The sequence below is a fragment of the Sphingomonas guangdongensis genome, assembly GCF_900199185.1.
In the GTDB taxonomy this organism is placed as follows: domain Bacteria; phylum Pseudomonadota; class Alphaproteobacteria; order Sphingomonadales; family Sphingomonadaceae; genus Sphingomonas; species Sphingomonas guangdongensis.
The window spans coordinates 353997-365719 of sequence record NZ_OBMI01000003.1; the positions used below are offsets into that span (position 1 = coordinate 353997).

Here is an 11723-nt window from a genome sequence, read left to right on the forward strand (position 1 = left end):
CGGCGTAGCGCCTAAGTGATACCGGGCGGTTAAGGCCCGCGGCGCGCCGCTTCAGATGGAGGGCGTCTCGCAAATCAGCCGCTGGACCTCGGCCCGAAGGGCGTCGACGCGGTAGGGCTTCTGCAGGAAGGAACCTTCGTCCGGGATCTGTTCGCGCGTCGGCAGCGTGTCGCCAGACGTCAGTAAGATGCGGATGTCAGGCCAGCGCTGACGGACCAGCTCGGCGAGTGCCAGACCGTCCATGCTGCCGGGCATGCGGATGTCCGTGAAGAGCAGGTGAACCTCGCCGCCGCCCTCCAATAGCTTGACCGCCTCGTCGGCGGTCTCGGCCTCCACCACCGTGTAGCCGGCATCGCTCAACGCGTCCGAGCCGATCAGGCGGACGAGCATCTCGTCTTCAACCAGGAGGACCACGCGATCTTGCTTCGTTGACACGGCATTGACTTCAATCAAGCTGCAGGGACTGTCATAACCAGCCTGGTCCGGCCCGGTTCCTGGTAAAGCGACAGGATCAGCCGCGGGTGCGCGAGCGGTCCGACATGGCGAGCGCTTGCTCCACCGCCGGCAGCATCGCATCGACGACGGCCCCGATCGCGCGCGCGTTGGGGTGAATGCCGTCGATCAGGACCATGGCCGGGTGACCCAGGATGCCCGGCGGGAAGAAGGAGTGCCGCACGGCCCCGTGGGCCAGCGCCAGGTCGGCGTGGATCGTGGCATAGCCGCGGGCGCGGGCGCGCAGCACGGGCGGCGGATCGACATGGGCGAGCAGCACCGGAATGCCGCAGCGGCCGAACTCACCCAGGATTTCGCCCAATTGCGCGCGCGTGCGCGCCGGCGGCACACCGCGCAGCACGTCGTTGGGGCCGAGCTGCACGATCGCAAGATCAGGCCGCGCCGCCAGCGTGCTGAGGACGCCGGGCAATCGTCGAACCGCATCACCGGTGGTGTCGCCCGATCGGCCCGCGTTGATGACCCGCGCCTGCGGAAGGTTAGCACGAAGCCGCTGCTCGAGCCGGGCGGGGAAGCTCTGGTCGGCGGGCAGGCCGTAGCCCGCGATCAGGCTGTCGCCGAACGCCAGGATCAGCGGGTCGGAAGGCGTCATCGGCTTCTATATGGGAGCGGGATCGCGGTTCTGCAGCGCCAGCACAGCGTCGAGCAGCGGCACCTGGCTCGGCAGCATGTGGGTGCGGGCGTCGTCGGCCGCGAACCAGCGCGCTTCCTCCACCTCCGGGAAGTCGCGTAGCTGGCCGCTCCTGGGTGGCCACTCGAGCGAAAAATGGTTGCTGCGCACCGCCGCCACGTCGATGTCCTGCGTGCCGGTGAACGCCTCCACCCGCTTGCCGCCGGCCTGACGAATCGTGGCGAGCGGCGTTAGAGCGCAAGTGAGGGGGACGCCGAGCTCCTCCTCCACCTCGCGCCGAGCGGCCATCTCGCTCGTCTCGCCGAAATCAATGCCGCCCTTCGGGATCTGCCACGCACCGACGTCCTTGCCGCGCCAGAACGGACCGCCCGGCCTGACCAGCAGCACCTGAGATCCACTTTCGTGATGTCGAGTGAGCAGGACGCCCGCGCTGTGGTTTGCTCGTGATTTGGCCGTCATGACGCGCTGAACGCGCGGACGGGGTATCGGCTGCCGATCTGTTTCGCAACTTAGCGGAGGTGCGACGCGAGTTTTGCTATTATTCGCTTCCGACCGCACCGGGGCGACGGTAAGGCCGGCGCGCTCACCTTGTCCGACGCGGCCTGTGGCATGAGATAGGACCGATGAACCAAGCCCACCGCCAGCCGCTCTCCGGCACGCCTCACCATTATTTCGATACGCGCACCGCGGTCGAGGCGATCCGCTCCGGTGCCTATGATACGCTCCCCTATGTGTCGCGGGTGCTCGCCGAGCAATTGGTGCGCCGCTGCGATCCCGCGCTGCTGCCGGCCGCGCTGGAGCAGATTGTCGAGCGCCGGCAGGATCTCGACTTCCCGTGGTACCCGGCGCGAGTTGTGTGCCACGACATCCTCGGCCAGACGGCGCTGGTCGACCTGGCGGGCCTGCGTGACGCGATCGCGGCGGAAGGTGGCGACCCGGCCAAGGTCAATCCGGTCGTGCCGACGCAGCTAATTGTCGACCACAGCCTCGCCGTGGAGCACGGTGGCTTCGATCCCGACGCGATCGCCCGCAACCGGGAGATTGAGGATCGCCGCAACGCCGACCGCTTCCACTTCATCGAGTGGACCAAGCGCGCATTCGACAACGTCGATGTGGTGCCGGCCGGCAACGGCATCATGCACCAGATCAACCTGGAGAAGATGTCGCCGGTCATCCAGGTCCAGGACGGCGTCGCGTTCCCGGATACCTGCGTCGGCACCGACAGCCACACGCCGCACGTCGATGCGCTGGGCGTCATCGCGATCGGCGTCGGCGGGCTGGAGGCGGAGACGGTGATGCTGGGCCGCCCCTCCATGATGCGGCTGCCGGATATCGTCGGGGTTGAACTGACCGGCCGTCGCACGCCCGGCATCACCGCGACTGACATTGTGCTGGCGCTGACCGAGTTCCTGCGGACCGAGCGCGTGGTCGGGGCATGGCTGGAGTTCTACGGCGAGGGCGCGGACAGCCTGTCGATCGGCGACCGCGCGACGATCAGCAACATGTGCCCGGAATACGGCGCGACCGCCGCCATGTTCCACATCGATTCGCAGACGATCGACTACCTCCTGCTCACCGGTCGAGACCCGGAGCAGGTGCGGCTGGTCGAGACCTATGCCAAGACGGCCGGCCTCTGGGGCGATCAGCTTCGCACCGCCGAGTACCCGCGCGTGCTCCGCTTCGACCTGTCGAGCGTCGAGCGGACCATGGCTGGCCCGTCCAACCCGCACCGTCGCCTGCCGACCAGCGCGCTCCACGAGCGCGGCATTGCCAAAGACCTGGAGGGTGCGCGGGCGCAGGAGCGTGAGGGGCTGATGCCCGATGGCGCGGTGATCATCGCCGCGATCACCAGCTGCACCAACACCTCCAACCCGCGCAACGTCGTCGCGGCCGGGCTGGTCGCCAAGAAGGCGAACGCGTTCGGGCTCACCCGCAAGCCGTGGGTCAAGACCAGCTTCGCGCCGGGATCGCGCGTGCCGAGCCTGTACCTGGAGGAGGCGGACCTCTTGCGCGAGCTGGAGCAGCTCGGCTTCGGCATCGTCGGCTTCGCCTGCACGACCTGCAACGGCATGTCGGGTGCGCTCGACCCCGTCATCCAGCAGGAGATCGTCGATCGCGATCTCTACACGGTCGCCGTGCTGTCGGGGAACCGCAACTTCGACGGGCGCATCCATCCTTACGCCAAGCAGGCGTTCCTCGCCTCGCCCCCGCTGGTCGTCGCCTACGCGATCGCGGGCACGGTGCGGTTCGATATCGAAAAGGATGTGCTCGGCACCACGCCCGACGGTCGCGAGATCCGGCTCAAGGACCTGTGGCCGACCGACGAGGAGATCGACGCAATCGTCTCCGAGCACGTCCATGCCGAGCAGTTCCGCAACATCTACGAACCGATGTTCGCGCGCTCGCTGCACGGTGGCGCGCCGGTCAGTCCCTTGTACGACTGGCGACCGCAGTCGACCTACATCCGCCGCCCGCCGTACTGGGACACGGAGGGGCTGGGCGCGCTCGCTGCCAGCCCACGGACGCTCAAGGGCATGCGCCCGCTCGCGATCCTGCCGGACAATATTACGACCGACCACCTGTCGCCCTCCAACGCGATTCTGCCGACATCCGCGGCGGGTGAGTATCTGACGTCCATGGGCGTGCCGGAGGAGGACTATAACAGCTACGCCACCCATCGCGGCGACCACCTGACCGCGATGCGCGCGACCTTCGCCAATCCGCAGCTCGTCAACGAGATGGCAGTGGTCGACGGCGCGGTGCAGAAGGGCAGCCTGGCCCGCGTCGAGCCCGACGGCACGGTGATGCGGATGTGGGAGGCGATCGAAACCTACCTGGGTCGCCGCCAGCCGCTGATCATCATCGCCGGCGCCGACTACGGCCAGGGATCGTCGCGCGACTGGGCGGCGAAGGGCGTGCGCCTGGCCGGCGTCGAGGCGATCGTCGCGGAGGGCTTCGAGCGTATCCACCGCACCAACCTGATTGGCATGGGCGTGCTGCCGTGCGAGTTCACCCACGGCACGACGCGGCTCGGCCTCAAGCTCGACGGCACCGAGACCTACGATGTCATCGGCACGCCCGCGCCCCGCGCGGAGCTGACGCTGGTGATCAACCGCAAGGACGGACGGCAAGAGCAGGTGCCGGTCACCTGCCGGCTCGACACGGCGGAGGAGGTGTCGATCTACACCGCCGGCGGCGTGCTCCAGCGCTTCGCGGAGGACTTTCTCGCGAGCGAGGCAGCGGCCGCGTGATGCACGCGTCTGTCACCCCGGCGCAGGCCGGGGTCCAGCAACGGGCCGCTCGCAACTGGGCCCCGGCCTTCGCCGGGGTGGCGGTGAGATGAAACAAACCCGCATCCCCGCCACCTACATGCGCGGCGGCACCAGCAAGGGCGTCTTCTTCCGCCTCGAGGACCTGCCCGATCGCTGCCGCGAGCCCGGCCGGGCCCGCGACCGCCTGTTCCAGCGCGTGATCGGCAGCCCCGACCCGTACGCCGCGCACATCGACGGCATGGGCGGCGCGACCTCCTCCACCAGCAAGTGCGTGATCGTCTCGCCCGCGAGCGTGCCCGACCACGACGTCGATTACCTCTACGGTCAGGTCGCGATCGGCGAGGATGCGGTCGACTGGTCGAGCAACTGCGGCAACCTATCGACCGCGGCGGGGGCCTTCGCGATCCACGCCGGCTACGTCGATGCCGGCCGGGACGGGGTGCGCACGGTGCGCATCTGGCAGGCGAACATCGGCAAGACGATCGTCGCCCACGTGCCGGTGGAGAACGGCACGGTGCAGGAGCTCGGCGACTTCGAGCTCGACGGCGTGACCTTCTCCGCCGCGGAGATCGTGCTGGAGTTCGCCGACCCGGCCGCGGGCGAGGGCGCGCTGTTCCCGACCGGCAACCTCGTCGACACGATTGAGGGCCCCGATGGCCCGGTACAGGCCACGCTGATCAACGCCGGCATCCCCGCGGTGTTCGTCCGCGCGCGCGACATCGGCTACACCGGCACCGAACTGCGCGAGGCGATCAACGGTGATCCGGCCGCGCTGGACCGGTTCGAGGCCCTACGCACCGCCGGCGCCGCCGCGATGGGAATCGACAAGACCGGCCGCGCGCCCGCCATCGCCTTCGTCGCGGCCCCCGCCGGTCACGTCACCTCCAGCGGCAAGCAGGTGGCGGCGGGCGAGATCGACCTGCTCGTCCGCGCGCTGTCGATGGGCAAGCTCCACCACGCGATGATGGGCACCGCCTCCGTCGCGATCGCGACCGCGGCGGCCGTGCCGGGCACGCTGGTCAATGAAGCGGCGGGCGGAGGCGCGCGAACCGCGGTCCGCTTCGGCCATCCCTCCGGCGCGCTCCAGGTCGGGGCGGAGGCGCGGCAAGTGGACGGCCGCTGGACCGTCACCAAGGCGATCATGAGCCGCAGCGCGCGCATCCTGATGGAGGGATGGGTGCGCGTGCCGGAGGATAGTTTCTGACGAGCCACCACCCGTCACCCCGGCGCTGAGCCGGGATCCCGCTTCTTCAAGAGCGGACGGGAGAGACAACAGCGGGACCCCGGATCAAGTCCGGGGTGACGAAGGAGAGAAAAGTGACCGACACGACCACGCCGACTTTCAAGCCCAAAAAGTCCGTCGCCCTCTCGGGCGTCACCGCGGGCAACACGGCGCTCTGCACGGTCGGGCGCACCGGCAACGACCTCCACTATCGCGGCTACGACATCCTCGACTTCGCGGAAACGGCCGAGTTCGAGGAGATCGCCCACCTGCTCGTTCACGGCTGGCTCCCCAACCAGGCCGAGCTGACCGCCTACAAGGCGAAGCTGAAGGCACTCCGCGGCCTGCCGCTCGCCGTCAAGGAGGCGCTCGCCGCCATTCCCGCCAACGCCCACCCGATGGACGTGATGCGCACCGGCGTCTCCGCGCTCGGCTGCGCGCTGCCCGAGAAGGACGACCATGCCACGCCGGGCGCACGCGACATCGCCGACCGGCTGATGGCGTCGCTCGGCTCGATGCTGCTCTACTGGTATCACCTGTCGAACAACGGCCGCGAGATCGAGGTGGAGACCGACGACGACAGCATCGGCGGCCACTTCCTCCACCTGCTCCACGGCGAGCGCCCGAGCGACAGCTGGGTGCGCGCGATGCACACCTCGCTGATTCTCTACGCCGAGCATGAGTTCAACGCCTCCACCTTCACCGCGCGCGTCATCGCCGGCACCGGCAGCGACATGCACTCGGCGATCACCGGCGCGATCGGCGCGCTGCGCGGCCCCAAGCACGGCGGCGCCAATGAGGTCGCGTTCGAAATCCAGAAGCGCTACCGCAACCCCGACGAAGCCGAGGCGGACATCCGCCGCCGGGTGCAGGCCAAGGAGGTCGTGATCGGCTTCGGTCACCCGGTCTACACCGTCAGCGACCCGCGCAACGTCGTCATCAAGCGCGTTGCCAAGCAGCTGTCGGACGAGGCGGGCAGCACCAAGATGTACGACATCGCCGACCGGCTCGAGTCGGTGATGATGGACGCCAAGAAGATGTTCCCGAACCTCGACTGGTTCTCGGCCGTCTCCTATCACCTGATGGGCGTGCCGACCGCGATGTTCACGCCCCTGTTCGTCATCGCCCGCACCAGCGGCTGGGCCGCCCACGTCATCGAACAGCGCGAGGATAACAAGATCATCCGCCCGAGCGCGAATTACGTCGGGCCGGAGGATCAGACGTGGGTGCCGCTGGCGGAGCGGGGGTGAGGTTAGTGGCGTTCGAACCGTTCAGCTTTAGCGATCGCTGGTACGACAAGGTTGGGAGGGGAACCGTCAGTCTGAGGACGTTCGCGATCTTGTGCGCTGCCGTCGCCGTATTGCTGATCGGATCGCACCTGCTGTGACATGCCGAACGACCGTCACGTGCGTCCCCACTGCCTTCTTCTCGTCACCCCGGGCTTGACCCGACGTCCCGCTGTTGTCGCACCGAATGAGTTACGAACGCGGCGGCTGGGTCTACATCATGGCCGATCGCTACCGCGGCACCATGTACGTCGGCGTCACCGCTAACCTCGCCGCCCGCATCCTCCAGCACCGGACCGGCACCGGTTCGGACTTCTGCGCCCGCTACGGCCTCACGCGGATGGTCTGGGCCGAGCCCGGCGACACGATGGAGGCCTGCATCGAGCACGAAAAGCGCGTCAAACGCTGGCGGCGCGAGTGGAAGTTTTCGCTGATCGAGCGTAGCAATCCGGAGTGGACCGACATCAGCGGCTCGATCGTCTGAAGAAGCGGGACCCCGGATCAAGTCCGGGGTGACGAGCTGCCAAAACTAAGGAGCCCCATGCCCTATCTCCTCGCCTCCGACCTCCCTACCGAACCCGCCGGCAAGCGCTTCCGCGCCGCGCTCGCGCGTCCCGGCATCTATCAGCTGCCCGGCGCCCATAACGGCCAGGCCGCGATCCAGGCGCGCAACGCCGGGTTCGACGGGCTGTACCTCTCCGGCGCGTCGATGACCGCCAGCATGGGCCTGCCCGATCTCGGCATCATTACGGTCGACGAGGTCGCCTTCTTCATCCGCCAGATCGTCCGCGCCTCGGGCCTGCCGCTCTTGGTCGACGGCGACACTGGCTACGGCGAGGCGCTCAACGTCATGCACATGGTCCGCACCTTCGAGGATGCGGGCGCGGGAGCGGTGCACCTGGAGGACCAGATTCTGCCCAAGAAGTGCGGGCACCTGAACGGCAAGAGCCTGGTCGCGCCGATGGACATGGCGGCGAAGGTCGCGGCGGCGAAGAAGGCCGCGCGAGACCTGGTGATCATCGCCCGCACCGACGCGGTTGGGGTCGACGGCTTCGACGCGGCGGTGGAGCGCGCTAAGCTGTATGTGGAGGCGGGCGCCGACGCGATCTTCCCCGAAGGGCTGACCAGCCGCGAGATGTTTGCGCGCTTCCACGCCGCGATGCCTGACGTGCCGCTGCTCGCCAACATGACCGAGTTCGGCAAGACCCCGTTCTTCACCGCGGCCGAATTTGAGGCGATGGGCTACAAGCTGGTGATCTGGCCCGTCTCGTCACTGCGCGTCGCCAACAAGGCGCAAGGAGAGCTCTACGCGTCGATCAAGGCGGAGGGCGGCACCCACAAGATGATCGACCGCATGCAGACCCGCCAGGAGCTGTACGACACGATTGGGCTGCACGACTTCGAGGAGCTGGACGCCAGCATCGTGCGGACCATCGTACCGCAGGGCATGCCGCAGGACGCCTAGCTCAGAACAGCGCCTGCCAGGCCGCGCGAACCCCGATCACCACGGTCGATCCACCGATCGGCGCCAGCAGCGAGAAGAGCAGAAAGGCGAGGATGAGCCGGGTCAGGTTCCGCTCCTCCGCCTGGCTCAGCTTCGGCGGCCTGGCCGGCGGCGGCGGCGTCCAGCGCGGCGGCGGGGTCTGGTCGCGGAAGTCCATGAACATGGGCGTTCATTCCTCGGCCGGTGGGCAGCGCGCCCGCGATGCGCTATGCGCGCGCGCATGACAAGCGTCGATCGTCCCGTCCTGACCCCGCCCGATGGCCACAAGAAGGTCCTGCTTCACTCCTGCTGTGCGCCGTGCTCGGGCGAGGTGATGGAGGCGATGACGGCGAGCGGCATCGACTACACGATCTTCTTCTACAATCCGAACATCCACCCCAAGGAAGAGTATCTGCTGCGCAAGGAGGAGAACATCCGCTTCGCCGAAGCGCACGGGGTGCCGTTCGTCGACGCCGACTACGACACCGCCAACTGGTTCAAGCGGGCGAAGGGCATGGAGTGGGAGCCGGAGCGGGGCGCGCGCTGCACCATGTGCTTCGACATGCGCTTCGAGCGCACCGCGCTCCACGCGCACGAGCACGGCTTTCCGGTCATCACCTCGTCGCTCGGCATCAGCCGGTGGAAGGACATGAACCAGATCAACGGATCGGGCGAGCGCGCGGCCAGCCACTACCCGGACCTCAGCTACTGGACGTTCAACTGGCGAAAGGGCGGGGGGGCCGCGCGGATGATCGAGATCTCCAAGCGCGAGCGCTTCTACCAGCAGGAATATTGCGGCTGCGTCTACTCGCTCCGGGACTCGAACGCCCACCGCGTCAGCCAAGGCCGGCCCGAGATCGCGATCGGCCAGCTCTACTACGGCGACGACACACCCGATCGCTGAGCCGCCTCGGCCGCGAGTCGGCGCAGATAGCGCTGGTGGTCGGCCGCGGTGCCCACGAAACGCTTCAGGCGCGCCAGCCGCTCGGGCGGCAGGTCGCGCTCCTCCTTGACCAATTGATCCGCCATCGCCGCCGCGTTGAAAGGGGGAACGCCGGCGCGCTCCAGGTTGGCGGCGCGGCGTACCGAGTCGCCGCTGCACAAAAGCAGGATCCAGCCCGCGCCATTGCGCTCGAACAGCGCCCGGCCGCCATAGTCGCCCTGCGTCCAGTCGGCGATCGCGTGATCGCCCGACAGAACCACCGGACCGACGTCGATCGGCAGCAGCGGACTGCCGAAATGGAGCTCGGTCGCCTCGCGCACTTTGGCGTCGTCCACCACCGGGTTGGAAATGCCGCAGCCTGCGAGCAGCAGCGCGAGCACCACGGCGCTACGCAATGATCAGTCGCCGGAGCTGCGCCACCGCCTCCCGCTCCGGCGCGGCGGCGTCCATCGCGCCCGCGTAGCGCCCGTTCCGGTCGAACAGCATAATGCGGGCGGTGTGATCGATCGTATAGTCGCCGTTCGGCAGCGGCACGCGCTCGACGTAGACGCGGTACGCCTTCTCCGCGGCCGCGAGCTGCGCCGGCGTACCTGTCAGCCCGATCGCCGGCACGTCGAACATCGACAGGAAGCTCGCGATATCGGCCGGCTTGTCGTGCTCGGGGTCGACCGAGACGAAGACCGTGTTTAGCCGCGTGGCCTCCGGCCCCAGCCGCTTGTGCAACAGCGCGAGCCTGGCCAGCGCGGTCGGGCACACGTCCGGGCAGCGCGCGAAGCCGAAGAAGATGGCGTAGGGCTTGCCGCGCAGGCTCCGGTCGGTGACCGTTCGGCCGTTCGTATCGGTGAGGGTGAAGGCGCCGCCGGGCTCCGTCTGGACGGCTGCCGGCGGCGCACTGCCCGAACATGCCGCCAGCGGCGCCAAGGCGAGCAGGGCGGGGAGGCGGATCACGGCCTGGGTCCGCTCGCGCCCGCGGCAAGCACGCGGAGCATGACGGTGACCGGCCGCGCCTCCTGGAAGCGGAAGGTGACGGGCACGCGCTCGCCCACGGCCAGCGGCGCCTTCAACCCGACCAGCATCAGGTGGTTGCCGCCGGGTGCCAGCCGAACGGTCCCGCCCGACGGTATCGCGATGCCCCCGGTAATCTGGCGCATCCGCATGACGCCGCCCGCCATGGACATGCTGTGGATCTCGACTCGCGCCGCGCGGGGGGAGGTGACGCCGACTAACCGGTCGGCGCGCCGTCCTTCGTTGCGGATCGTCGCATACCCCGCGCCGGTCGCTGCGCGTGGCGCGGTCGCGCGCGACCAGCCGTTGCTTACCCGCAGCTGCGCGGTCGCCGGCAGCGCGGCGGTGAGTGCGACGGCGATCAGGGCGGGTCGGAGCATGGCGACCGGGTACGCCGGTCCACCCGGTGCTGTCACTCGGACAGATTGTCCTACCCTTCGCGAGCACGCTCCGCCTAGAAGCGTGGCGGAGAGAGGAAGCGGCGATGAGCGAGATGGAGGCGGCCCGGTCCTGGCTGTTCGTGCCCGGCGACAGCGAGCGCAAGATGGCGAAGGCCTTGGCGAGCGAGGCCGACATCGTCCTGCTCGACCTGGAGGACGCCGTTGCAGAGGCTGCCAAGCCGGCGGCGAGAAGTGCGGTGCGCACGTTCCTGGCCGACAATGCGGCCGCCGGCGCGCGCCTGTGGGTGCGGATCAATCCGCTGGACGGCGCGCACGCGCTCGCCGATCTGGCCGCGGTGATTTCGGGGGCGCCGGGCGGCATCATGCTGCCCAAGGCGAACGGCCGCGCCGATGTCGAGCGGCTCGATCACTATCTGTCCGCGCTTGAGGCGGCGAACGGGCTCACGCTCGGGCAGACGCGGGTGATCGCGCTGGTCACCGAAACGGCGGCGGCGATGTTCCGGACCGGCGACTATCGCCGCGCGCCGCGGCTCGCCGCCCTGACCTGGGGTGCGGAGGACCTGGCCGACGCGATCGGCGCGAGCACCAACCGGGACGCGAACGGCGCCTACGGCTTCACCTACGAGCTCGCGCGGAGCCTATGCCTGCTCGGCGCGGCGGCGGCGGGTCTTGCGGCGGTCGAGACGATCCACGGCGACTTCCGCGACCTCGCCGGGCTGGAGGCGCGCGCACACAAGGTGCGGGCGGATGGCTTTACGGGAATGCTCGCCATCCACCCGGACCAGGTCCCGGTCATCAACCGCGCCTTCGCGCCCGACCCCGCCGAGGTCGCCGAGGCGGAGGAGATCGTCGCGCTGTTCGCGGCGCAGCCGGGCGTCGGCGCGATCGGCTACAAGGGCGGCATGCTCGACCGCCCGCACCTGTCGCGGGCCGAGCGGGTGCTGGCGCGCGCCAGCCGAAGCTGACGCGC

At 68.9% G+C, this 11723-nt stretch carries 14 protein-coding genes; 7 read left to right on the top strand and 7 right to left on the bottom strand.

The window, feature by feature from the left end:
* Positions 1 to 51: 51 nt before the first annotated feature.
* From CRO12_RS13765 to CRO12_RS13775, 3 genes are read right to left on the bottom strand one after another with little or no spacing between them, the layout of a single operon-like run.
* Positions 52 to 453 (bottom strand): response regulator, encoded by a 402-nt coding sequence (locus CRO12_RS13765; protein WP_245858527.1) that lies wholly within the window; start codon positions 451 to 453, stop codon positions 52 to 54.
* A 58-nt stretch (positions 454 to 511) separates the two neighbouring features.
* Positions 512 to 1102 carry a GDSL-type esterase/lipase family protein gene (locus CRO12_RS13770; RefSeq protein WP_097064637.1) on the bottom strand — a complete coding sequence of 197 codons (591 nt, stop codon included), beginning with the start codon at positions 1100 to 1102 and terminating at the stop codon, positions 512 to 514.
* A gap of 6 nt (positions 1103 to 1108) precedes the next feature.
* On the bottom strand, positions 1109 to 1600 hold the full coding sequence (locus tag CRO12_RS13775; protein WP_097064638.1) for an NUDIX hydrolase: 492 nt from the start codon (positions 1598 to 1600) through the stop codon (positions 1109 to 1111).
* A 164-nt stretch (positions 1601 to 1764) separates the two neighbouring features.
* Between CRO12_RS13775 and acnD the strand changes: the two genes are divergently transcribed.
* The 5 genes from acnD to prpB all read left to right on the top strand — a co-directional run bounded on the left by acnD (position 1765) and on the right by prpB (position 8386).
* On the top strand, positions 1765 to 4392 hold the full coding sequence (gene acnD, locus CRO12_RS13780; protein ID WP_097064639.1) for a Fe/S-dependent 2-methylisocitrate dehydratase AcnD: 2628 nt from the start codon (positions 1765 to 1767) through the stop codon (positions 4390 to 4392).
* 88 nt (positions 4393 to 4480) lie between these two features.
* Positions 4481 to 5617: a 2-methylaconitate cis-trans isomerase PrpF gene (gene prpF / locus CRO12_RS13785; RefSeq protein WP_097064640.1), complete on the top strand. Its 1137-nt coding sequence runs from the start codon at positions 4481 to 4483 to the stop codon at positions 5615 to 5617.
* Positions 5618 to 5730: 113 nt separating this feature from the next.
* Positions 5731 to 6885, top strand: a complete 1155-nt coding sequence (prpC, locus tag CRO12_RS13790; RefSeq protein WP_218838902.1) for a bifunctional 2-methylcitrate synthase/citrate synthase — start codon at positions 5731 to 5733, stop codon at positions 6883 to 6885.
* A 223-nt stretch (positions 6886 to 7108) separates the two neighbouring features.
* Entirely contained in the window at positions 7109 to 7405 is a 297-nt protein-coding gene (locus tag CRO12_RS13795; protein ID WP_097064642.1) for a GIY-YIG nuclease family protein, read from the top strand.
* A gap of 57 nt (positions 7406 to 7462) precedes the next feature.
* Positions 7463 to 8386 carry a methylisocitrate lyase gene (gene prpB / locus CRO12_RS13800; protein ID WP_097064643.1) on the top strand — a complete coding sequence of 308 codons (924 nt, stop codon included), beginning with the start codon at positions 7463 to 7465 and terminating at the stop codon, positions 8384 to 8386.
* 1 nt (position 8387) lies between these two features.
* On the opposite strand, the gene CRO12_RS13805 is transcribed toward prpB, so the two are convergent.
* Positions 8388 to 8588, bottom strand: a complete 201-nt coding sequence (locus CRO12_RS13805; RefSeq protein ID WP_097064644.1) for a hypothetical protein — start codon at positions 8586 to 8588, stop codon at positions 8388 to 8390.
* Positions 8589 to 8645: 57 nt separating this feature from the next.
* On the opposite strand from CRO12_RS13805, the gene CRO12_RS13810 reads away from it, so the two are divergent.
* The gene (locus CRO12_RS13810; protein ID WP_097065080.1) at positions 8646 to 9308 is read left to right on the top strand and encodes an epoxyqueuosine reductase QueH; all 663 of its coding nucleotides are present in this window, start codon (positions 8646 to 8648) and stop codon (positions 9306 to 9308) included.
* Here the strand turns inward: CRO12_RS13810 and CRO12_RS13815 are convergent.
* From CRO12_RS13815 to CRO12_RS13825, 3 genes are read right to left on the bottom strand one after another with little or no spacing between them, the layout of a single operon-like run.
* Positions 9281 to 9730 (bottom strand): copper uptake system-associated protein, encoded by a 450-nt coding sequence (locus tag CRO12_RS13815; protein ID WP_097064645.1) that lies wholly within the window; start codon positions 9728 to 9730, stop codon positions 9281 to 9283. The genes CRO12_RS13810 and CRO12_RS13815 overlap by 28 nt on opposite strands.
* A 4-nt stretch (positions 9731 to 9734) precedes the next feature.
* Positions 9735 to 10295, bottom strand: coding sequence for an SCO family protein (locus CRO12_RS13820; protein WP_097064646.1), 561 nt, complete (start codon positions 10293 to 10295; stop codon positions 9735 to 9737).
* Positions 10292 to 10732 (bottom strand): copper chaperone PCu(A)C, encoded by a 441-nt coding sequence (locus CRO12_RS13825; protein ID WP_097064647.1) that lies wholly within the window; start codon positions 10730 to 10732, stop codon positions 10292 to 10294. Before CRO12_RS13825 ends, CRO12_RS13820 begins: the two co-directional genes overlap by 4 nt.
* Before the next feature lie 104 nt (positions 10733 to 10836).
* Here CRO12_RS13825 and CRO12_RS13830 point away from each other — a divergent pair, with 104 nt between their 5' ends.
* A complete protein-coding gene (locus CRO12_RS13830; protein ID WP_097064648.1) occupies positions 10837 to 11718 on the top strand; it encodes an HpcH/HpaI aldolase/citrate lyase family protein in 882 nt (293 codons plus the stop codon).
* Positions 11719 to 11723: the final 5 nt, after the last annotated feature.